The 22,452-nt window shown below is 72.1% G+C and carries 18 protein-coding genes; 9 read left to right on the top strand and 9 right to left on the bottom strand.

Translation table 11 applies throughout. From position 1 onward, the window contains the following. Positions 1-4 precede the first annotated feature (4 nt). Entirely contained in the window at positions 5-1,066 is a 1,062-nt protein-coding gene (locus KS423_RS07995) for an ADP-ribosylglycohydrolase family protein (protein WP_224276604.1), read from the bottom strand. Between the two features lie 362 nt (positions 1,067-1,428). Here KS423_RS07995 and KS423_RS07990 point away from each other — a divergent pair, with 362 nt between their 5' ends. The 3 genes from KS423_RS07990 to KS423_RS07980 all read left to right on the top strand — a co-directional run bounded on the left by KS423_RS07990 (position 1,429) and on the right by KS423_RS07980 (position 5,146). Next, entirely contained in the window at positions 1,429-2,211 is a 783-nt protein-coding gene (locus KS423_RS07990) for a hypothetical protein (RefSeq protein ID WP_224276593.1), read from the top strand. 759 nt (positions 2,212-2,970) lie between these two features. Then, the gene (locus KS423_RS07985; protein ID WP_224276591.1) at positions 2,971-3,699 is read left to right on the top strand and encodes a peptidase inhibitor family I36 protein; all 729 of its coding nucleotides are present in this window, start codon (positions 2,971-2,973) and stop codon (positions 3,697-3,699) included. Between the two features lie 109 nt (positions 3,700-3,808). Beyond that, positions 3,809-5,146, top strand: a complete 1,338-nt coding sequence (locus KS423_RS07980) for a phosphodiester glycosidase family protein (RefSeq protein ID WP_224276589.1) — start codon at positions 3,809-3,811, stop codon at positions 5,144-5,146. Here the strand turns inward: KS423_RS07980 and KS423_RS07975 are convergent. From KS423_RS07975 to KS423_RS07955, 5 genes are all read right to left on the bottom strand, one after another. Further along, the gene (locus KS423_RS07975) at positions 5,105-6,304 is read right to left on the bottom strand and encodes an RNA-guided endonuclease TnpB family protein (RefSeq protein WP_224276612.1); all 1,200 of its coding nucleotides are present in this window, start codon (positions 6,302-6,304) and stop codon (positions 5,105-5,107) included. The two genes, KS423_RS07980 and KS423_RS07975, sit on opposite strands and share 42 nt — an antisense overlap. A 481-nt stretch (positions 6,305-6,785) precedes the next feature. Continuing rightward, the gene (locus KS423_RS07970; protein WP_224276587.1) at positions 6,786-6,968 is read right to left on the bottom strand and encodes a hypothetical protein; all 183 of its coding nucleotides are present in this window, start codon (positions 6,966-6,968) and stop codon (positions 6,786-6,788) included. A 205-nt stretch (positions 6,969-7,173) separates the two neighbouring features. After that, the gene (locus tag KS423_RS07965; protein ID WP_224276585.1) at positions 7,174-8,136 is read right to left on the bottom strand and encodes a DUF2510 domain-containing protein; all 963 of its coding nucleotides are present in this window, start codon (positions 8,134-8,136) and stop codon (positions 7,174-7,176) included. A gap of 435 nt (positions 8,137-8,571) precedes the next feature. Then, positions 8,572-9,762: an MFS transporter gene (locus tag KS423_RS07960; protein WP_224276583.1), complete on the bottom strand. Its 1,191-nt coding sequence runs from the start codon at positions 9,760-9,762 to the stop codon at positions 8,572-8,574. A 3-nt stretch (positions 9,763-9,765) separates the two neighbouring features. Further along, the gene (locus KS423_RS07955; protein ID WP_224276574.1) at positions 9,766-10,533 is read right to left on the bottom strand and encodes an SDR family NAD(P)-dependent oxidoreductase; all 768 of its coding nucleotides are present in this window, start codon (positions 10,531-10,533) and stop codon (positions 9,766-9,768) included. 56 nt (positions 10,534-10,589) lie between these two features. Between KS423_RS07955 and KS423_RS07950 the strand changes: the two genes are divergently transcribed. The 4 genes from KS423_RS07950 (at position 10,590) to KS423_RS07930 (ending at position 15,269) form a co-directional block, all read left to right on the top strand. After that, entirely contained in the window at positions 10,590-11,597 is a 1,008-nt protein-coding gene (locus KS423_RS07950) for a helix-turn-helix transcriptional regulator (RefSeq protein WP_224276572.1), read from the top strand. Between the two features lie 486 nt (positions 11,598-12,083). Further along, the gene (locus KS423_RS07940) at positions 12,084-13,226 is read left to right on the top strand and encodes an MFS transporter (protein ID WP_374119917.1); all 1,143 of its coding nucleotides are present in this window, start codon (positions 12,084-12,086) and stop codon (positions 13,224-13,226) included. A gap of 198 nt (positions 13,227-13,424) precedes the next feature. Beyond that, positions 13,425-14,216, top strand: a complete 792-nt coding sequence (locus KS423_RS07935; protein ID WP_224276570.1) for a DUF2785 domain-containing protein — start codon at positions 13,425-13,427, stop codon at positions 14,214-14,216. Positions 14,217-14,540: 324 nt separating this feature from the next. Next, a complete protein-coding gene (locus KS423_RS07930) occupies positions 14,541-15,269 on the top strand; it encodes an SDR family oxidoreductase (protein ID WP_224276568.1) in 729 nt (242 codons plus the stop codon). A 151-nt stretch (positions 15,270-15,420) separates the two neighbouring features. Here KS423_RS07930 and KS423_RS07925 read toward each other — a convergent pair whose 3' ends face one another. From KS423_RS07925 to KS423_RS07915, 3 genes are read right to left on the bottom strand one after another with little or no spacing between them, the layout of a single operon-like run. Further along, positions 15,421-16,062: a GNAT family N-acetyltransferase gene (locus KS423_RS07925; RefSeq protein ID WP_224276566.1), complete on the bottom strand. Its 642-nt coding sequence runs from the start codon at positions 16,060-16,062 to the stop codon at positions 15,421-15,423. Further along, positions 16,059-17,030 carry an ornithine cyclodeaminase family protein gene (locus KS423_RS07920; RefSeq protein ID WP_224276564.1) on the bottom strand — a complete coding sequence of 324 codons (972 nt, stop codon included), beginning with the start codon at positions 17,028-17,030 and terminating at the stop codon, positions 16,059-16,061. The genes KS423_RS07925 and KS423_RS07920 overlap by 4 nt, the downstream gene beginning before the upstream one ends. 11 nt (positions 17,031-17,041) lie before the next feature. After that, positions 17,042-17,941 carry a PhzF family phenazine biosynthesis protein gene (locus KS423_RS07915; protein WP_224276562.1) on the bottom strand — a complete coding sequence of 300 codons (900 nt, stop codon included), beginning with the start codon at positions 17,939-17,941 and terminating at the stop codon, positions 17,042-17,044. 61 nt (positions 17,942-18,002) lie between these two features. On the opposite strand from KS423_RS07915, the gene KS423_RS07910 reads away from it, so the two are divergent. Continuing rightward, positions 18,003-19,433, top strand: coding sequence for a PLP-dependent aminotransferase family protein (locus tag KS423_RS07910; RefSeq protein WP_224276560.1), 1,431 nt, complete (start codon positions 18,003-18,005; stop codon positions 19,431-19,433). Between the two features lie 296 nt (positions 19,434-19,729). Then, positions 19,730-22,452, top strand: a 2,723-nt coding sequence (locus tag KS423_RS07905; RefSeq protein ID WP_224276558.1) for a BTAD domain-containing putative transcriptional regulator, incomplete at its 3' end; no start/stop codon positions are given.

Genomic DNA, 22,452 nt, shown 5'->3' with positions numbered 1-22,452 from the left:
GCTGTCACCCGCCGGGATAGCGGTTCCACCAGTGCGGGTCGCGGGCCGGTACGTACTCGCTGCCGCCGGGCGAGTCGACGTACTGCTGGAGCAGGTCGCGCGCCAAGGTATCGAGCACCCAGGCGATTTCGAGTCGACTCAACAGCTCGACGGGCAACGCGTCGACGCCGTGCGCGGCACCCAGCAGCGCGCCGGCGGTGGACGCCACCGACTCGCCGTCCGGCGCACCGGACGCGAAGCGGAGGGCGGCACCCACGGTGTCGGGGCCGGGGAAGCGGGAAACCACGAGGAGGGCGCCGAGCAGCGCCGCGGAGGCGGTCGCGTCCGGAGCCAGCCAGGCGAGCTGCCGGGAATCCGGGACGCTGCCGGGCGCCTTCAGCAGGCCCAGGACCGTGTCCGGGCTCGCCGAGTACGGCATGGGCAGGGAACGGACCAGCTCATCCGTGGGATGGCCACGGCCTGGCAGGGAGGCCGTCCATGCCCGAAAGGGGTCGTCTTCGGTGAGGCAGCGGGAGACGAGTTCGGCCGCCCCCAGAGCCGCGTCCTGTGCGTCCGCGGCCCCGTGGGTGAGCGCGGCCGTCTCCCGGATCACCGTGGCGCAGGCGTCCGGACCGGCCGGGAGCTGCAGCAGTCCGAGGGCCAGGCTTCGGGTGAGCGCGTGGGCGCCCCGACTCTCGGTGACCGGCTGCGTCAAAGTCCCCTGCGTCAGCCCGGTCAAGGCGGCGACGGTGGCCGGCGCCGAGCCGCGGCGCTCGCCGAGAGCGGGCACCTGAGCGAGCCAGCCGTCCGGCCACTGGCCGCCGGCGCCGCGCGTCCAGCGCTCGGAGATCCGGTCCGGCTCGATGCCCTGCAGGACGGCCCAGCGGCAGTACGCATGCCAGATCACGGACGGCGCATGGCAGATGCCCTTGTGGTTCAGCCGCATCGAGGCGCGGATCGCCCCCTCGATGGTGAAGGCGGCCAGCTGGGTACCGACACCGATCCGCAACGGCCCCTCGGCCGGCCACCGGCCCCGGACCACCCCTGCCGCGTCTCCCAACGCCGACCCGAGTACCAGCCCCCTCACCCCGGTCGCTCCGGCCCCGAGCCGATATGCGGTGATGATCATAATGGCGTGCGCGAGCGCTGCGATGACACACCTCAACGCGTCGGAGGGTTCCGGGCCATGGCACCGTCCGCAGCTGGTGCCGCCCGTGGGCGAGCGGGCGGCACCAACCGACACGGGAGAAGAAGAAAGCCCGCCGCGGGCACAGCGGACCCGAACCGCTGGACACCTTCCCCGGCGGGCGGACGGCCTGGCGGCCGCGGCAGGGCGCGACCTGCCGCCTCGCCGTTCTCCAGGACAGCGAAATCCGCTGGCAGACCGACCATTCGCACCCGTAGCATCCGAGCCCCGACCCCGTCCGTCACCCCGAAGGAGCGCGCCCCATGTCCGTGGACGCCGGCCTGTACCTGCGCTGGCCCGAGGGCCGGGCACCGTCCGCCGAGGAGCTGGCCGAACTGTTCGGCATCACCCCCCGGAACGGGTCGGGCACCTGGGGGAAGATCGTCTCGGCCGACGGCCGCAGCAGGATGTGGGTCACCGTCTCCACCGACCCGCGCGACCTCGTCGACCCCTCCCGCACCTTCGGGTACGCCTACGACCACTGGCTCCACCTCTCCCCCTCCAAGACCGCTCCCTACCCCGAGGACACGTTCGCCGTCCTCCGCGCCCAGTGCCGGGAGATCATCGCCCGGCTGCGCCACACCGGGCTGGTGGAGAGCGCCTTCTACGTCGACGCCGACAGTCTGACCAGCTACTGGACCGACGTCCGGTCGGCCCTCGGCCCCGAGCCCCGCCCGGCCGTCGAGCTGGACGTGTGGTGGGCCGCCGAGGCCCCCACCACGTCCACGCTCCCGGCCGTCCTCACCCCGAACCTGCACCCGGCCCCGGCCGACCCCGCCCGGACCGCCCGCCTCATCCCCGCACTCGCCGAGGCCTCCGGCGTCCCGTGGGACATCGCCTACCGCGCCGACGAGCTGCCCGTCCGGCACACGGCCCGGTTCACCGGCCGCCACGTCGCCCCCGAGGAGCTCGACGCCTTCTCCGACCGGCTCGCCGCCGAACTGACCAGGCCCGGCGAACAGATCGACGTCGCCCTGTGGGTCAACGACCGCCTGTGCCGCTACGAGGTGGCCAACCAGCCCGTGACCGACCTCCGGGTGTGCTGACGCACGTCCGCTGTCACGGTCCGCTTCGCCGGGTCGTTGCCGCCCGCCAGCGGCGTTTGGGTGCGGCACTGCGCCTTCTCCGGGTGGGCCGGTCGCCCCGATCGCCGTACCGCACCCTCCGACCCCTCTTCGGTGTCTCCAATTCGACGCCTTCGCCACTTACATAACAACAGTTCAAAACCGTGAGACAGCCGTGAGACAGGCGCACGGACGGGCCGCCGAAGCCTGCCGACCGCCCGCGAGCCGTACAGTTCTGCCCTGGCGCCGAGGAAACGGCCTCCACGGGACGCACACGACGGCACGCCCGGGATTTCGCGTGCGGACCCGATGCCCGACCGGGCGGGATGTTCCCGATTCCGACCACACCCCCGTTGATTTCACCGTTCCGCGAACCTCTCCGAAGGTCGGAATCGGCGTCCTCGTTTCACGATGCCGGTCGATCTCGAATCGGGAAACAGTGCAAGGAACAAGGTGGAGGCGGTTCGCGCACGGCTGGTTCGCCGCCGCGCCGACCGTGGGGGCACTGCTCGGGGCGGCGCCAGGACGGGGGTGCCGGCTCCTGGGGCGAGCACTTCTCCGGTGCGCTGGACGACGTCCGGGCCTGCCAGGGCATCCTGAGCACCGCTCAGATTGCCGGGCCCCGCGGACTACAACGCCGACACCCCGACGAAGACCGCTCCCTGACCGGTCCACACCCTTCGTTTCACCCAGTTTCAACCACCACTTCAACCACCGCTTCACCCAAAGGGGAACTCAGCCGTGAGGCACCACCTTCCGCGCGCCGTCATGGGCGTCCTGCTCGTGGCGCTCGTGTTCGCCTTCCTGCCCGGCACCCGGGCCACCGCCGCAAGCTGGACCAGCCACTGCGCCGTCGGCGGCTTCTGCCTCTACGACCAGGACGGCGGCCAGGGCGCCGAGCTCGCCAACGACCCCCGTGTCCCCGTCCAGGGCGTCGACCCCGCCTGGAACGACCGGGCCCGCTCGGTGGACAACCGGTCCGCCTACTGGGCCTGCCTCTACTCCGACGGCGCCTACGGCGGCACCGTCCAGGCCGTTCGGCCCGGCGGGCAGGCCAACCTCGCCGACCTCGGCACCCACCTGGACAACAAGGTCACCTCCCTCAAGGGTGCCAAGTCCAAGGCCGGCTGCTTCACCGGCTACGAGCGCTGCGAGACCGGGCAGCTCTGCCTGTTCGCGGAGGAGAGCGGCCGCGGCGCGATGACCTCCTTCACCGAGAACGAGGTCCGCGACTACGGCACCGAATGGGACAACCGGACGGTCTCCGTCTTCAACCACACCGCCAAGCACGCCTGCTTCTACCCGGACAGCGGGCTCACCGGCTCCTGGACCGCCAACGGCGCCGGCTACCGGGCCTTCGTCGTCCTCAGCGGCGACAGCACCTTCGTCCCCACGCCCTACGCCGGCACGCTCAGCTCCGACCGTCTGGTCGTCGCCGCCAACGGCCGCCCCGCCACCGACTTCTGCTGAACCGGGAGCCCTCTCATGAAGCACACCCTCGTGCGGCGGACCGCCGCGATCCGGACCGCCACCGCCCTCGGCCTGGGCGGCCTCCGTCCTCGCCGTCCCCGGCAGCGGCATGGCCGGCGCGACGGACACCGACATCGTCCTGGGCGCCATCACCCTCGCCCAGGCCGCCACCACCACGCCCTTCCCCGGGATCACCCGCACCGTCTACCAGGACGCCGACCGGACGTGGACGGTCAACGTCATGGACATCGACCCGAGCCGGGCCCCGATCACCTTCGACGGCTCGATCGGCCAGGGCATGTACACCACGCAGACCGTCCAGGAGATGCTGGAGCAGACCACCGGCGTGACCAGCCGACGCCCCTACCTCGGGGTCAACGGCGGCTACTTCGACGACGGCGTGGTCCTGGACCAGGCCAACCGGATCTACCTCGGCGACCTCGGCGGCACCTCGGTGAAGAACGGGCGGCTGCTCAGCGAGGCCGGCGGAGGCCGCTACGTCTACGACCCCGTCACCGGCAAGGCCGTCGGGCTGCGCCCGGCCAACTCCGTGCTGATGCTGCAGAACGGCCGTCCCTACATCACCGAGCTCGGCACCAAGCTCACCGTACAACTCTCCGACGACGCCACCGTCAGCCGCAAGGTCGACGGCGTCAACCGGCTCCCCGGCCGGGCCGGCCACTGCCTGCGCAACACCGACCCCGCGAACACGGACGTGACGGTCGTCGGCGGTGTCTGCTTCGACCCGTCGGAAATCGTCGAGTTCACCCCCGAGTTCGGGGCGAGGACGCCGGCTCCCGACGTGCTCAAGCAGACCGGCACCACCACCGACGACGACCCGGGCGTCGAAGTGCTGTTCAACTCGGCGGGCGTGGCCACCGCCTGCTTCCGCCCCGGCGCCACCCCCGGCGGCATCGTCTCCGACGCCCCGCGCGGCGGCCACGACGTGCCGCCCGGCGGGCGAGCCCTGGAGGGCACCGGCGACGGCGCGACCTGGCTCTGGGACAACGCCTGCGCCGGCAAGCCGGTCACCCTGCACACGGTGATCACCGACACCCGCTTCGGCGACACCGTCGCCGACACCTGGTTCGGCCGCGCCCCGGCCGGCGCTGTCGAGCGGCCGATCGACCCGGCGGTGTACGCCACCCCCGTCGGCGACGTCCTGATCCGCGACGCCTCGGTCGTCTACCAGCCGGCCGATGACACCGCGCGGGCCTGGCGCACCGCCGGCGGCGCGGACGGCTTCGGTCACCTCTTCTTCGTCACCGTCGAGGGACAGAAGGGCGGCACCGCACCCCTCGCCGCCGGAGCCACCCGCACCGAGCTCGCCCAGTTGCTCAAGGCGCTCAACCTCGTCGACGCCGTCAACGTGACTCCTCCCCCGGCTGACGCCGGGGGCTTCTCGCTAACCCTTCCGGGCGTTGCGACGGGCCAGCCCGGCCCGTAGGACGTTGACGGCTCCCACCGTGTCGGCGTGCGCCTGGTGGGCGCAGCCGGTGCAGTGGAAGGTGTCCTGGGTGGGCCGGTTCTTTGCCGAGACGTGTCCGCATGCGGGACAGGTCCGGGAGGTGTTGCGGGGGTCCACGGCGATCACTTCCCGTCCGGCGCTTTCAGCCTTGGCGTGCAGGATCGTGAGGAACACCCCCCATCCGGCATCGTTGATCGAACGGTTCAACCCGGCCTTGGCCGCGGCCCCGTTGGGGAGAAAGGAACCCGGCCGGTCCGGGTCGGGTCTCGGCGCGGGGGCCTTGACCATGTTGCGGATCCTGAGGTCCTCGTGCGCGATCAGATCATGCGCGCGGACCAGGCCGAGGGCGGTCTTGTGGGCATGGTCGAGCCGTTGACGGCGGACCTTGCGGTGCAGCCGCGCGACGGTCTCCACAGCCTTGCGGCGGCGCTTCGACCCGCGCTTGCACCGGGTGAGGGCCTGCTGGGCGGCTTCGAGATTCGCGGCGGCCTTCCGGCCATGGCGGGGGCCGGGCACGAACTCGCCGTCGGAGTCGGCGAGGAAGTTGGCTATGCCCATGTCGATGCCGACCGCGGATCCGGTCGCGGGCAGCGGCCCGGGCCGGGCCTGCTCGGCAGTCAGCACCACGTACCAGCGTTTGCCCTCACGCTTGACGGACACGGTCTTGACCGTGCCGACCACCGGGCGGTGCCGGTTGACCTTGACGTGGCCGACGCCCTGGAAACGGACACGGGTCACCGGGTCGTGTGGGGTCGAGTCCCAGCGGCAGCCGTCACCGTCCTTGGGGAAGTCCACCGTGTCGAACCGGTTCACGCCGCGAAAGCGCGGGTAGCCGGGTTTCTCGCCGGACTTGACCCGGCGGAAGAACGCGGCGAACGCCTTGTCCAACCGGCGGAGCGTGGCCTGCTGGGAGGAGAAGGACCAGCGGCCCTGACGCTCCGGGTCGAACGCCCGGATCTCCTTGAGCTGCGCGGACTGATCGCCGTACCGGACCGTCGTCCTGGAGACATGTCGGTAGGCATCCCGGCGTTCCTGCAAGGCCCCGTTGTACAGCGAGCAGTGATCGCGCAGCATCTCGGAAAGCGCCTGCTGCTGGCCCACGGTGGGCCGCATCAAGAACTTGTACGCACGAATCAACACGACCCACCCCCTCCACCGCCTCGGCACTCAACATGCCACACACCACCGACAGAAGACACCACGAGCGTTCCGCTGCGCAGGGACGCGGCGGCGCTCCGCGCCACCGACCTCAAGATCGGATTCCCTCCCCGGCCGAAGCCGGGGATACCCTCCGAAGATCAGGGATGGCCGTGGCAAAGTACCGGCCGGGGTGTCTGTCGCGCTGTCGCCTCCGCCGCACGCCCCGGCTCCGCCGCTGTCCACAGCCACGGCCAGGCGCGACAGCGCGACAACCGCGGCAGCCGTACGGCAACCCAGCGTCACCTTGATCACCGGCCTGGGGGTCATCAAGGCCTCCGGTGGAGACCTTGATGACCGCCCCAGGCCAGGTTGCCAATGTACCGAAGAACGGGTTGCGTCACCTGTCCGCAGCCCGTTCGGACCTGCGCTGTCAAGGTTGGCGGCGCACCTTGGCGGCGCGGGTTGCGGAGGCGGGTGGTCAGCTCCCGACGGGCCCGGCAGGTAGCGTCCGGACGAGCTCGGCTGCCCAGACGCCGGCCTCGTTCTGGCCGAGCACCCGGTCCCCGGGGCCGGTATTCCGCACCACCACGCGGTGCGGGGCCCTGGGACCGGCCAGCACCCGGCCGCCCAGCGGCCCACCGCGCAGGTCCTGTTCCTGCATCACAGCTTTTCCTTGGAGGGCATGCCCCTCCTCACCACTTCGGGTGCTCAGGGCGAGGCGGACAGGGCCGGGCTGGGAAGCAGCTGGGCATCGGCCGTTCGGGTGCGGCACGCGCCGCGGGCACAGGATCCCGGAGAGCGGTAGCAGTACGGCGGTCGGCGCTGGGATTGATGCGCCCCCGGCACATCGGGCGGGTCCCAGGGCGTCAGCTGCTGCTGGAGGATCCCATCTGCTTGATGCCGGTGAGGATCTGCTCCAGCGCGTCCTTGTCCGGCGAGAGCGCGTCGTCGTCCACCGAGCCCTTGAACACCACGTACCCGCCGCCCTTGGTCGGGAAGGTGGCCAGCAGGACGTAGCCCTGGGTACCGGTCAAGGTCTGCACATGCCAGCGTTCGGCGTAGCCGGGCACGCCGTCCACGCTCATGGGACCGGAACCGTAGTCGGTGTGCTGGGTGACTCCGGGGTAGAGCCCGTTCGCAAAGTCCGGCATCGCGGAGTCGGCGGCGTCCTTGGCCGTGGTGCCCTGGACCGTGTCCTTGCCGATGGCGAACATCCCCCGGACGCAGCGGTGGCCGCCGTTGCAGCTGTACTGGCCGGTGCCTTCGAACCATGACAGGTTCGGGCGGTCGGTCTCCGTGGCCCAGCCGTCGAGGATCGGGACGGTGATGGCGTGCTGCGGGTCCGGCCAGATGCCCGTGACGGACGGCACCGGCCTGGCCGTCGTGGGCGCCGGGGTGGGAGTGGGGCTCGGCGTGAAGCCGGTGCTCCGGGAGGCACTGACCGTCGGGCTCGGGGTCGGGCCGGCCTGCGGATCGCCTCCATCGCGGAACGCGAACGCGGCGACGGTCCCGCCCACGGCCAGCACACCGACCACGACGCCGATGATCACACCGAGCCTTGTGCGCCGGGGGCCCGGCGCAGGCGGGTAGCCCGGGCCGGGGTAGCCGTAGCCGGCTCCCGGGTGGGCGTTCCGGCTCGCGCCCGGGTAGCCGTAGCCGGGGGCCTGGCCGAGGTTCTGGCCCGGATGGCCGTAGCCGGGCTGCACGGCGCCGGCCTGGAGCGGCCGGACCTCGTTCGTCCAGGCATTGCCGTCCCACCAGCGCTCGTACCCGGGGGAGTTGTCCGCACCAGGGACCGGGTACCACCCGGGAGGCGTCGAGTTGGTCACGGGCGTACGCTACCCGCCCGTCGCCGGCCCGCTCCGAGCGGGTACGTCCCAGCCCGGCCGCGACGGGCGGCCGGCGCTCCGTGTGCACCTGCTGGACGGTTCGCTACGCCGGGCCCTGCACGTCGCCGGCGATCCGCTCGGCGCCGACAACCGTTCCGAACGGCAGCCGCCGGGTAGGAATCGCGGCTCGGGCCCGGCCGCTTCCGGCGGCCGGGCCCATGGCGTGCAGGGCCGGGTGGTCGGCCGAGCACGACGGACACGGCGGGTTCGCCGTGCTGAACGGCACGGCGGTGCGGCCCGTGCGTCGGACGCTGCGACGTGGGCCTGCGGGTGAGCAGCAGCGGTTCGGAGCAGCGGCTGCCGGCGCCGTCATGCTTCGGGCCCGGACATCGGGTGCGAGGACGGCGGCATCGCCGAGTTCAAGGCCGTCCTGCGTCAGCCACTCGGCGCCCGGGCCCTGACCGACGCCCTGTACAGCGCCAGTAGGTGGCGGGCCAGGGCGAGTGCGGCAAGCAGCGCGACGAGCACGCAAACGCCCCACCAGCCGGCCCGGCTCCAGACGCGTACCCCGAGCCAGGAGCCTGCGCTGCCGCCCAGGTAGGCACAGGTCATGTAGGCGGTGTTGAGCCTGCTGCGGGCGTCGGTGCGCAAGGCGTAGACGCGGACTTGATTGGCGACCATGCCGGACTGCATCGCGGTGTCGAGGAGCAGCGTGCCAAGTGTCAGGGCGGCCAGACCCAGTGCGCCGCCCCGGGCACCAGCAATGAGGATCGCGGCCGAGACGAGGACGCCGAGCATGCAGACGAGGTTCACCGGATCGGGGCCGTAGCGGTCCACCAGACGGCCGGCGAACGGGGTGCAGACCATGGTCACCGCACCGACCAGGGCGATCATTCCTACCGCCTGGGCGCCCAGCCCGTAGGCAGGCCCGGCGAGCAGGAGCGCCAGGCAGGTCCAGACCGCGGAGAACCCGGCGAAGACGGTTGCCTGGTAGAAGCACGAGCGGCGCAGGTCTGGCTCGGTGCGCAGCAGGCGCAGCGGCTCGGCCAGGAGCGCCGCGTACCGCTGGCGGGAGGGCGGGGTCGTGGCCGGAGTCGCGAACACCAGGACGGTGGCGAGGATCAGAGCCAGAGCTGCGGCGACCAGGTAGGGGGCCCGCCAGCCCAGCCACTCGCCGAGCGTGCCGCTGAAGGTCCGGGCCAGCAGCATGCCGCCGGTCGATCCGCTCAGCAGGGTGCCGATCACCGCTCCTCGGCGGTCGGCGGCCACGAGACCGGCCGCCAGGGGGCCGACGATCTGCGCGCCCACGGTGGTCAGGCCGACAAGGGCGCTGGCGGCAACGAGGGCCGGCAGAGCCGGTGCGCAACCCGCAGCGAGCAGCGCCAGACCGGTCAGGACGAGGAGTGCGACGAGGAACGAGCGGTGCGGGAGCCGGTCGCCGAGCGGCACCAGCAAGACCATCCCGGCCGTGTAGCCGGTCTGTGTGGCGGTCACCACCGCAGCGGCCGAATCGGGCGACACATGCAGCCCGGCGGCGACCAGCGGCCCGATGGCCTGCGGAAAGTAGATGTTGCCCACCGCCACGGCGCACGTGACTGCCAGGATCAGGACCATTCGGCGGCTCATCGTTCAGTCCACCGGCCCGCCTGCGACGTAGACGACCTGGCCGGAGACGAACCCCGCCCCGGGACTCACGAGGAAGGAGGCGGTATGTGCGATGTCGTCGGGCAGGCCCACCCGGCCGACCGGGATGGACTGCTGCGCCCTGCGCCGGTACTCCTCGAAGCTCAGGCCGAGCCGCCGGGCCGAGGCCCTGGTCATGTCGCTCACGACGAATCCCGGCGCGATGGCGTTGGCGGTCACTCCATGCGGTCCGAGCTGGAGAGCGAGGGACTTGGTGAATCCGATCAGACCCGCCTTCGCGCCGGCGTAGTCGACGCGGCCGGTGTCACCGACCGCGGAGATGCTCGACATGGTGATGATGCGTCCCCAGCCGGCCGTCACCATGTGCGGGCAGACGGCCCGGGCGGCGAAGAACGGGCCGCTGAGGTTGATCCCCGGGACGGTGTCCCACTGCTGCGTGGTCATGTCCACAAGGTCGGCACGTGGTCCGATGCCGGCGTTGTCGACCAGCACCGTCGGCGGCCCGAACGCGGCGGCGATCCGGGCGACGGCCGTGGTGACCGCGGCCTCGTCGGCGACATCAGCGGCGACGGCCGGCGCTGCCCCGCCGGCACGTGTGATGGCCTCCACCGTATCGGCGCAGTCCGCCTCGTCCAGATCGATCACTCCGACCGCCAAGCCGTCGCCCGCCGGGCGCCTGGCGACAGCGGCGCCGATGCCGCGGGCCGCACCGGTGACAATCGCCGTGCGCTGCACATGAGTTGTGTGTGTCATGGGAGGAAGTCCACGGCATCGACGTCGCGTCGCCAATCGATGTAGCGTATGGCTCAATGATCAGCTTTGTGCTCGGCGTCGAGGACCTCGCGGACACCCGATTCGCCCTCTCACCCCTGCACGAAACCCTGTTCAGCCTGCGGGTGCTGCAGGATCCGGGTCTGTCCGCGCTGCACCTGCCCTGGCGCAGATCCGTACTCGGCAGGCTCGGCACGCTCGACACCGGTCTACTGATGTCCCTGGTCGCCCAGCGGCGCACCCTCCCCGACTTCCTGACCCCGAATCCCACGGGCTTCGCGCCGGCCTTCGAAGAACAACTCTCCGTCGTCCGCCAGGCGTCCTGCGCCCGGGTCCGCCACGACCTGCTGCTTGCGCACGCACCCGACCCTCTTCCCGAAGCCCTCCGCGACGCCGCCGCCACCGATGACGCACCTGTCGCCGGACTCCGCGACGCCATCTGCGATCTCCTGCGGCAGTACTGGGAGGTGGCCATCGAGCCGATGTGGCCGCAGATGCAACTGGTGCTGGAAGCCGACATGACCTACCGCGCCCGCCGGCTCGCCCTGGGGGGCGCCCGACTGCTGTTCGCCGACATGCACCCGAACCTGCGCTGGCAAGGCGGAGAGCTGTACGTCCACAAGATGATCAGCCGGCACCGGGTCGCGGCATCCGGCCGGGGGCTGTTGCTCCTGCCGTCCGTGTTCGCCCACAAGCCCGCTCCCCCCGTCAGCCCGGACGAGCCGCCGAGCCTCGTCTATCCCAGCCGGGGAGTAGCCACGCTGTGGGGCTCGGAGATGCCGGCCGTCGACACGACCGCCCTGGTGTCTCTGCTCGGTTCATCCCGAGCGAGGCTGCTCAGCCTCCTGGAAGAGCCGCTGCCCACCGTAGAGCTCGCCCGCCGTCTCAGGGTCACCCCGAGCGCCGTCTCCCAGCACCTGCGTGTCCTGCACTCCACAGGACTGGTCACCCGGACACGTGACGGACGGCATGTGTTGTACCGGAGAAGCACGCTCGGCGACCAACTCACGACGACCGCGACCAGAGCGCGAACTCACGACAGCTGAGGAACAACGGTTCACCCATGCCCAATCCCGCCCGGCCATCGCGGCCGGGAAGGCCGACGCCGTCCGCACCGCGCATCTGGAAGGCCGGTCGATCGCCGCCTTGGGCCGCGAGTACGGCGTCAGCCGCGACACCAACCGCGCGGCCGTCACCGACCTCGTGCCCGTACTGTCCAGGGGATTCGCCCGGTTCGAGGCCGGCGACACCTTGATCGCAGTGGCCGCACCGACCAGGGCCCCGGCGACGAGGACGCCGTCGCGGAGACTCAGGTCGAGTAGCCAGTACGCATCCGCGCCCGTGCCGCCAGCGGTCTGATGACGGCGGACCGCGGGCGGGACCGGGCCGGCTGCTAGAATCGACGTGTTGGCCTTCGGCGCCCCGGCTGGGTGCGTGCGGAGGCTTTTTTCATGCCTTCTGACACCTCTGCGTCCAGTACGCCTCCCACCACCACCTACCGTGGCCTGCTCCGCAACCGTGAGTTCGCCGGGTTGTACGCCAGCCTCACACTGACGGTCGCTGCGAGCACCTTGTCGGGCTTCGCGCTCGGTACGCTGGTCGACCATCAGACCCGGTCCCCGTTCCTGACAGCCGTGAGCATGTACGGCGCCACGTTCGCGACGGTGCTCGGTGCGTTGACGCTGATGTCGGTCGCGGACGGAAGCCGTCCTCGCCGGACCCTCGTCGCGCTCCAGTGCGTCGCGCTCGTGGGTGTCGCCGCACAGGCGGTTCCGGGGCTGCCGCTGACCGCCCGGTTCGGCCTGCTCCTTGTGCTGGGGTTCTTCCAGTCCCTGGGGACCGGAACGCGGATGGGGCTGCTCGCCGAGGTGGTGCCGACCTCCGCGTATGCACTGGCACGGTCACTGATGAACATCACCTCGGGCGGCACGGCCATCCTCGGCTACGCCATCGGCGCCGTCCTTCTGCGGTACCTGAGCCCGCAAGGGGTTTTCGTCGCCGCGACAGCCCTGACCGGAGTCGGATTGATCATTGTGGCGGTGACTGTCCGGGAACGCTCGATCCGTCTGACCCGTCGCCCCGGACTTCGCCAGACCTGGACAACGAACATCGCGCTCTTCTCCCACTCCGGCCAACGCGCGCTGCTGCTGAACCTGTGGGTCCCCAACGGCCTGATCGTCGGCTGCGAGGCTCTGTTCATCTCCTACGCCCCACATCACGCCGGCGCCTTCCTGGCCGCTGGATCGGCAGGCATGCTCCTCGGTGACCTGACTGTCGGGCGGCTGCTCACTGCCGAACAGCGACGCCGCTGTGCATTCGCCCTGCGGCTGCTGCTCGCGATGCCTTACCTGCTGTTCGCCGCTCACCCGCCCGTGCTGGTGGCGACAACCGTGGTGTTCATCGCCGGTGCCGGGTTCGCCGCCACTCTGCCGCTCCAGGAGCAGCTTCTCGCGTTGACCCCCGATCCGGTCCGTGGCCAGGTCCAGGGAGTCGAGTCCGCCGGCCGGATGACGTGGCAGGGTATCGGAGCCGCGGTCGCCGGCGGCGTTGCCCAGCACTTCGCCCCCGGCGCGGCCATCGCTGCTGTGGCCGCGATCTCCGTCGCCATCACCGTCTTCTCCCGGCCCTTCGTGGTCCGCGCCCGAGCCGTCCGCGTCGAGACGGCCAACGCATAGGCCAACGCGAGTCGGTGGCCGATTGCACGGGCCTTCCACGACGGCGTGAGCGGCGGGCGCGGCCGGACGCGCCCGCCGCACTCCGCTGCTCGTGGTCAGCGTCCGGGCGCAGCCCGGTCGGGAAGTCGACCGGTTGGGACGGATGGCTGGACATAATTCGCAGGCGCGCGGCACCGGCAGGGACCTATTCTGCCCGTCATGATCGACTGGAAGAACGTCGAGGCCGCCGACTGTGCCGTGCCCGCCGACCGTCCCATGGACGACCTCGTCCGCGAGCTGTCCCGGGCCCTGGCAGATCCCGATCCGCTGGTCCGGGACGGCGCGCCCTACACCGTCCTGGCGACCTGGCTCGCCCGCGGGACCATCGGGACGTCCCGACGGCTGGAGCTGGGGGACGAGATGGCCACCCGGTTCACCGACCCACGAGTCGAGGCCCGCACCTTCGCGCCCCTCGTGCTCGACATGCTGGTGGCCGCGGGGGACTTCAAGGCCGACTGGGTGGACGCGTTCGAGCGCTGGTACCCGGCGGAGCAGGATCTGCGCGGCCACGACGAGACGCTCGGCTGGCTTCACGCGGTGGCGCACGGCGCGGACCTGCTCGCCGGCTTCGGCTGCCACCCCGAGGTGGCGCCGGTGCGGATGCTGGACCTCGCCGCCGCCCGGCTGACGGCGCCCACCGACCACGTCTACGACCAGTTGGAGGACGACCGCCTGGCCCGGGCGATCGCCCGGGTCCTCACCCGCACCGACCTGAGCGAACGCGACGCCGTCGGCTGGCTGGATCCGATCGCCGACCGCTTCGGGGCCGACCGCATCAGCACCCCGGTGCCCGCCCACATCAGCAACTGCCTGCGCACCCTGCGCCTGCTCTACATCCTCGCCGACCGGGGCGTGCGCCCCACCAGCGAACTGCCCGCGGAACCCCTCCACCACCGCGACGCGGTCAAGTCCGGCATCGCCGCCGTCCTCGACCGGATCGTCAGACGCTGACCGACGGCACCCGGTCCGGCCGGACGGGCGAACGCAAGTGAACCTGAGGCCGACGGGTCGAAAGGCCGGAAGGAACGGGAGACGGGACCTTCAGGGGTGTTGACCAGCCGTGACCACTACCGGCTCTCTCGACCGCGCCGTCGCGGACCCGATCGGCCTGATCACGGGCCTGGTCGCGGATGCCGAGAGCGAACGCGGCTCCGAGGCCGTCCGGACCGTGGTCGCTGCGGTCGCGGGCGGCCGCGCGAAGTCACGGAACCCGGCCGCCGAAGTCAGTCGCCGCACTTCACCACAACCTTCGATCCAGGAACCAGGAGTACCGACATGAGACTCGACGGTCACCGCGTGGTCATCACCGCCGCCGGCCGCGATTTCGGACGCACGTTGGCCATCCGCCTCGCGGACCTCGGCGCCGAGGTCTTCCTCTCCGCGCGCACTCTCGCCGCCGCTGAGCGTGTCCGCGACGAGATCCGCGGCCGGGGGCACCAGCAGGTCCACGCCTTCGCCTGCGACCTGACCGACCCGGCCTCGATCCGCGGCTTCGCTGCCGACGTCGGCCAGCACACCGACCGCATCGACCTGCTGATCAACAACGGCTCCCGCTACCTCCAGGGCCCAGACCTCCGATCCGTCTCCGACGCCGACGTCGTCGACACCATTGCCTCCGGCGCCACCGGCACCGTCCTGACCGTGAAGAACTTCCTCCCGCTCCTCCTCAACTCGGACAAGCCGGATGTGGTGAACATGGTCTCCGCCTGCGGAACGGCCGGTCATCACCGCTCGGAAGCGCACGACGCCTTCTACGCGGCCAAGAGCGCCCAGGCGGGGTTCGCCGAGATCCTCTCCAAGCGGCTGCGGCCCCAGGGGGTCCGGGTGATCTCCCTCTACCCGCCGGACTTCGACAACCCTGATCCGCTGTCCGAGGAGTGGGAGAACACACCGCGCGAGGCCAAGGACGCGCTCACCGCGCAGTCGCTCGTGGAGTGCATCCTCTTCGCCGTCGCCCAGCCGCGCGACTGCTTCATCAAGGCGTTCCACTTCGAACAGGTCTGACTGGCTCCTGGCACGTCCACGCACGGCGACCAGGGTGAGGCGCCGGGCCGGGGAAGGGCCTGGCCGAGCACGAGGAGGGGTGTTGTGGCGCGTTCAGCAGGTGTGTCGCCGGCCGAGGCGCACAGAGGTTCGCCAACTGATAGGCGAGACCTCAGCGTGCGAGCCCACCAGTTCCTGGGCCGGGAGCGGCGGCTGGGCGCCACATGGTGGTGACGACGTGGCCGGTGGCGATGACGATCTGGTCCAGGGCGGTGAAGCCGACGCTCTCGTACCGCTGGAGATTCGCCGGGTTGGACGACTCCAGGTAGGCGGGGGCGCCGAGGGCGTCGATACGGGCGAGGCTCTCTGCCAGCAGAGCCATGCCGAGCCCCTTGCCCCGGTGGTGGTCGTGAACGCCGAGGAGCGTGAGATAGAAGTGCGGCTGCCTCGGTCGCGCGGCCGCGAACTGGTCGCCCATCGCCAGAACGGCCTCGGCCACGTCCGGGCCGGCGGCCTCACGCAGAAGGGTTGCGAGGTCGACTGCTTCTTCGGCGGTCAGTTCCTCTCTGCCCGGCGGGATCCATACGGCTGCGGCCTCCGCGTTCTCGCTGACGAGCAGCCACTGGTGGCGCAGCGCCGACGTCGCGTAGATCCGCCACATGGCCGCGGCCTGGACGGCGCGCCGTTGGAGGTCAGGAAAGGCCGGGCCCCACAGCGGGTCGTGGAAGAAGGAGGTGGTCAGTGTGCGGACGACTGCGTCGATGTCTGCGGCCGTGGCGACGCGCGGGGGAAGGGGGCGCTGCGTGGTGGTCAACGGTCGGTCCGTTCCAGAAGGGCGAGGGCGGTTTCGGCGGCGGCGAGGTCCTGGGGGCCGATGCCGATGAGTTTGGCGACCGTGATGTCGTCCGGTGTGCGGCGTCCTGGGATCCGGCCGGCCAGGACGTCGCCGATCTCGCCGTCGATGCGCTCGCCGGTCACCTCTCCGCGGGTGATGGCGGCGTGGATGTCCCCGTAGCGGAGAGCGAGTTCCCGGCTGTCGACGAAGACCCGGGTGGCGCGGTTCAGGCCGGCGCCGTCGAGTTCTCGCTTGGCCGGGTCGTCGGCGCCGAGGGCGGTGATGTGCTGGCCGGGGCGGAGCCAGGAGCCGAACAGGACGGGGGTGGGGCTGGCGGTCGCGGTGACGACGATGTCGGACTGCTGTACGGCCTGTTCCGGATCCGCGACCGCGGTGACGTCGACGCGCGGCAGGTCCTGGCCGAGGCGGGCGGCGAGGGCGGTTGCCCGACCGTGGTTGCGGCCCCAGACGCGGATCTGCCGGATGGGACGTACGAGTGTGAGGGCGTGGGCCTGGAGTTCGGCCTGCCTGCCGGTTCCCAGGACGGTGGCGCGGGCTGCGTCCGGGCGGGCCAGGGCACGGGCGCAGACGGCTCCCGCGGCGGCCGTGCGGAGGTCGGAGAGGTGGTGCTCGTCCTCCAGCAAGGCGGTGACGGCGCCGGTCGTCGCGTCGAAGAGTGCGACGAACCCGCCGCCTTCGGGCAGGCCGCGATGTCGGTTGCCGGGGAACCAGTTGGCTATCTTGACGAGGAAGTGGCGGCTCCGGGGCAGGTGGGCGGCCTTGATGTGGGAGTCCCCGCCGTCGGCCACGGGAAGCACCATGACCGGTGCCTGGGCTCCGTCGGTGGTGCTGAACGCGGTGAAGGCGTCGGCGACCGGCTCCACGAGGTCGGCGAGGTTCACGGCCGCGCGGATCCGGTCGGCTGTGTAGAGGGGGAAGCCGGGCATGGGGGTGGTCCTCACTCGGGCAGGGTGTCCAGGGTTCCCCGGGCGACCATGGCCACGTCGCCGCCTACCCGGATGTTGCGCAGGTCGTCGGGTCCTCCCTGCGGGAGGACAGTGAGCCGGCTCGGACGGCCGGTGAAGCGCCCCTGCCGCAGCGCGAACTCCTCCTCGACGGGCACGATGCGGTGCTTGGCCAGGTACGCGCCGACGCAGCCGGCCGCGCTGCCGGTCGCGATGTCCTCCAGGAGGCCGTCGTTGTTCCAGTGGCGGCCTTCCAGGGCCTCGACGTCGATCACGTACGCGAACTGCGCGCCGTACCGCGCGACCAGGTCCGCGAAGTCGTTGCGGACGATCTTCGCCTCCGCCAGACCCGTCACCACCGGGACGATGAGATAGCGCAGGCCGGTGGAGACGACGTGCAGGGGAAGATCGGCGAGGGCCCGATCGGGCAGGTTCAGGGCCGCGGCGACCTCCGGCCTGTTCTCCGTCGGGACGGTCGCCAGGAACTCCGGCTCTCCCTGGTCCAGTTGCGCGTGGTACCCGGTGGCGGTGCGCCGGGTGGTCACCTCGACGGTCCTGCCGGTCAGGCGGAAGGTCCAGCGCCGCGGGCCGGGGTTGCCGTCGCGCTCGTGCAGGACGGCGGCGGCGCCCAGGATCGGGTGCCCGGCGAAGTCGAGTTCCTCGAAGAGGTCGAACACCCGGGCGGTGACGTCCTGCGTCCCGTCCGCGCCGCTCAGGAAGATCGTCTCGAAATGCCGGAGCTCCTGGGTGATCGCGAGCATCTGCGCGGCGGACAGGCCCGGGTTCTCGGGGAAGACGGCAAGGCTGTTGCCGGTGAACGCCTTGCCGGCGAACACATCGACATGCCGATAGCTCAAGGGCATGTGGTCTCCAGAGTGGTGGTGGCTGGTCACGGCTCGACGCTAGGCGGGACCGACCGTCCAGTCATGGTCCAATCCCGGTAAAGTGGCCTACGTGAATCGCGCTGTGCGGCGCGTCCCGGCGTCGCAGTTCCCCCGTCTGCTCGGCGACTGGCGCGTCGGCGAGGGCCCGCTCGCCAAGCGCTTGGCCGTTGCCGTGGAAAAGGCCATCCACGACGGCCGGCTGCCGCTGGGGGTGCAGCTTCCTGCCGAACGCCTCCTCGCCGGCGAACTCGGACTTGCGAGGGGCACCGTGGCAGCGTGCTACCACATCCTGCGAGCCGAACAGTTGATCATCACCCGGACCGGCTCCGGCAGCACCACCTCCCTGCCACCCCGGCTGCACGACCGCCTTTCGCCGTGGGCCAGTGACCGAGGCCAGGCGGGCAGGAGCGGCGCGGTGCTCGACCTGACCATCGCGGAGCCCGCAGCGCCGTTCGACGAGCTCCTGCAGGCAGTACACGCCGCAGCCGATGCTCTGCCCGCCGCGCTGCTGCACGACACCGCCGACGGCGATGGACCGTCAGCGCTGCGGGCCGTCATCGCCGGCGCCTACTGCGCCCAGGGGCTCGCGACCCGCGGTGAGCACCTCCTGCTGACCAGCGGCGCCGACGCCGCGCTGAACCTGCTCAGTGCGGCGTACCTGCGGCAGAGCAGCAGGGTCGTCCTGGACTCCCCCACCTACCCCGGCGCGCTCGCCACCTTCCGCACCGCCGGTGCCAGGCTCGTTGCGCAGCCCCTCAGCTCCACCGGCTGGGACATTCCCGCCCTCGACCGCACGCTCCGGGCGGCCCGGCCGTCCCTGACCTATCTGATCCCTGACTTCCACAACCCCACCGGCCTGCTGATGAGCGAGGACGAGCGCAGTGAGCTCCGGCACCGCCTGCGCGCTCACGACACCGTGGTCGTCTTCGACGAGACCATGCGGGACCTCGACCTGCGCGAGCACGCCTGCCCGCCGCCCCGCGCCGTCACGCGCGCAGGCGACCGCAACGTCGTGCACGTGGGCTCCCTGAGCAAGTCCCTGTGGCCGGGCCTGCGCGTGGGATGGATCCGTGCCCACCCCGACGTCATCCACCGTCTGGCGGCGCTCCCGCTCGCGGCCGCTCTCGCACCCTCACCGTTCGACCGGCTCGTCGCGACCCGGCTCGTGGACCGCCTGGAGGCGGTCCTCGACCGCCGACGCGCCCAACTGCGTGCACAGCGCGACCACCTGGCCTCCCGTCTGTCCGCGCTGCCGTGGTGTCGCTTCCGGACCCCGCAGGGCGGCTTGTCCCTGTGGCTCGAACTCCTCGACACCGACTCCAGCCGACTGGCCGCCCTCGCAGCCACCCGCAACCTCTCCCTCACACCGGGCTTCCACTTCTCCCCCGACGGCGCCCTGGACCGCTACCTGCGCCTTCCCTTCACCCTCCCGCCCGAGACACTCGACGCCGCGGTCGACAGACTCACCGAGGCCCATGCCGCCCTGGAAGGCGCTCACTGACCAGCGCCCGCGCCCCGGGCCTTCACATGCGCGTCGTCCTGGAACGACCGCATCCTGCGCTGCAGCAGTGGGGCACGGCCTGGCGGGGAGCACGGCGGATCCGGCAGGTACGCGGTCCGGACGTGTCAGCGGCGGACGGTAGCCCTCAGCCGGCCCGCTCATCCGGTCTTCCACCGAACCACAGCCCCGCAGGCGATCGCCGTGGGGGCGCCGGGATCGTGCCCTGCCGCTCGGGCCTGGTGGGACAGGGATAATGATCTTGGATGTGGGCTGGTGCCGAGCGAGGGGCGGGCAGGGTGCGGATCAACGTTCTGGGGCCACTGCAGGTCGTACGGGGTGAGGACGGAGCGGCCTTCGAGATCGGCGGGGCGCGGCTTCGGCTGCTGCTGGTCCGGCTGGCTCTCGACCCCGGGCGCGTGGTCACCCGTGAGCGTCTGGTGGACGACCTCTGGGGAGACACCCCGCCGGAGGAGCCGGCCGGCGCCCTGCAGTCCCTGGTTTCCCGGCTCCGCCGGACGCTGGGAGACGACCGGAGCGTGATCGGCTCGCACCCCGCCGGGTACCTGCTCGACCTGCCCCGGGGAAGCGTGGACGCCTGGGACTTCGAACAGCGAGTGGCAGCGGGGCGGGCGGCGCTCGCGGCGGGCGGGTTCGCCGAGGCGGTCGCTTTGCTGGACGGGGCGCTGGAACTCTGGCGGGGAACGCCGTTCGCGGACGCCGAAGGCGTCGGGTTCACCGCGGCGCCGGCGGCCCGGCTGGCGGAGCTGCGGCTGTCGACGGTGGAGGAACGGGCCGACGCCCTCCTCGCACTCGGCGAAGCCGACACCCTGCCGCGTCTGGTCCCCGAGCTCACCGGACTCTGCGCCGCGCACCCACTGCGCGAGCGGGCCGCCGTCAGGCTGATGCGCGCACTCCATGCGGACGGGCAACAGGCGGCGGCACTGGAGGTGTTCGAGCGTACCCGGCGGGCCCTGGCCGAGGAACTGGGCGCCGACCCGTCCGCCGAACTGCGGGACGTCCACCTGCGTGTGCTGTCCGGCGCAAAGCCGCCTGCGCCGGGGCCGGCCCCCGCAACCACCGGGAACCCGGTCAGGCGGGCCGCACTGCCCACCTGGCTCACCGGTCTGGTCGGTCGCGACGAGGCGCTGGCGGCGGTTCAGGAACGCCTGCGCCACTCCCGCCTGGTGACGCTGACCGGGCCGGGCGGCGTCGGCAAGACCCGGCTGGCGGTTGCGGCCGCGACCGCCGCACCGCCCGCAACGGACGTACGGCTCGCCGAACTCGCGGGCGTCGACGGACCGGACGCAGTGACCCAGGCCGTGCTGACCGCGCTCTGCCGTCCGGCGGAGGCCGGTGTGCTGGCCGGCGGCCTGCCCGCCGGCGATCAGGCCGGGGATCCCGTCGACCGGATCGTCCGGGCCCTGGAGGGTCGTGAGGTCCTGCTCGTCCTGGACAACTGCGAGCACCTGATCGAGGACGCGGCCCGGCTGGCCCATCGCCTGCTGGCTGCCGCGCCCCGGCTCACCGTGCTGGCCACCAGCCGCGAACCGCTCGGTGTCACCGGCGAGGTGCTCTGGCCGGTGGCGCCGCTCGCCGTGCCCGAACCCGGCGGCACCGCGCAGGAGGCACACGCGCACCCGGCCGTCGCCCTCTTCACGGAGCGGGCTGCCGCAGCCTGCCCCGGATTCACCCTGGACCACGACACCGTCGAGCCGGTCGTGCGGATCTGCCGGGAGCTGGACGGCCTGCCGCTGGCCCTCGAACTGGCGGCGGCCCGGCTGCGGGCCCTGAGCCCCGGGCAGGTCGCGGCGCGGCTGCACGACCGGCTCCGGTTGCTGGACCGCGGCTCACGCACCGCTCCCGACCGGCACCGCACGCTGCGCGCCGTGATCGGCTGGAGCTGGGAGCTGCTCGACGAGGACGAGCGCGTCCTGCTGCGACGGCTCTCCGTGTTCGCCGGCGGGGCGACCCTCCCCGACGCACACCTGGTCTGCGCCGGGCACTGGCCGGGCGGGCCTGCGCCCGACCCGACGGTCGTGGAGGACCTGCTGGCGTCCCTGGTCGACAAGTCCCTGGTCGCGGCCGTCGACGGGGAGAGCGGGACGGTGCGCTACCGGCTGCTGGAGACGGTCCGCGCGTACGCCGCCGAACGGCTCGTCGAGGCCGGCGAGGACGGCCGAACCGGCGCCGCCCACCTGCGCTGTTTCGTCGAGCTCGCCGAGAACGCCGAACCCCGGCTGCGGACGGACGGCCAGATCGGCTGGCTGGCCCGGCTCGACGCGGAGCAGGGCAACCTGGACGCGGCGCTGCGCCGGGCGGTCGCCGTCGGCCCACCGGCGCACGCGCTGCGGCTGACGGCCGCCCGGGCCTGGCCCTGGCTGATGCGTGGTCAGGGTCGTGAGGCCGGCGAGTGGACGTCGGCCGTCCTCGCGGCCCACGGCTGCACCCCGCCGCCCGGTCTGGAGCAGGCACACGCCCTGTGTGTGATCCTGGCGCAGCTCACCGCCCCGCTGCGGGAGACCGGTGGCACCGTGATCCCGCCGGAGGCGATGGGCGCGGCGCTGGTCACGGCGCAGCAGGCCGATCACCCGGTCGCGCTGGCCGCCTCGCTGCTGCTTGCCACGGCGGGGCCGCCGGACGCGGTGGGTGCGACGGCACAGCGGTTCGCCGAGCACCCCGACCGGTGGATGCGGGCCGCCGCCCATCTGGTGGTCGGCCGGATCGAGTTGGGCGCGGGCCGGATCGGGCGCGCCGAGCACTGCCTGCGGACCGCGGTGGACGGCTTCCGTGTCCTGGGCGACCGTTGGGGGCTGGCCATGGCGTTGGTCACGCTGGCCGCACTGCTGTCCGTCACCGGCGCCGCCGACGAGGCGCTCGCGGCGCTGGCGGAGGCCGGTGAACGGGACGCCGAGATGGGCGGTTCCGGCGAGGCGCCGCTGTCACTGCTGCTGTCGGGCCGGCTGCGGGCGCGCTGCGGCGAACCGGCCGCGGCCCGGGTGGACCTGGAACGCGCGCTGGC

The sequence above is a fragment of the Streptomyces sp. LS1784 genome, assembly GCF_020103755.1.
In the GTDB taxonomy this organism is placed as follows: domain Bacteria; phylum Actinomycetota; class Actinomycetes; order Streptomycetales; family Streptomycetaceae; genus Kitasatospora.
The sequence above is the reverse complement of the archived record's forward strand: the minus strand, read 5'-3'. Positions and strand labels throughout refer to the sequence as shown.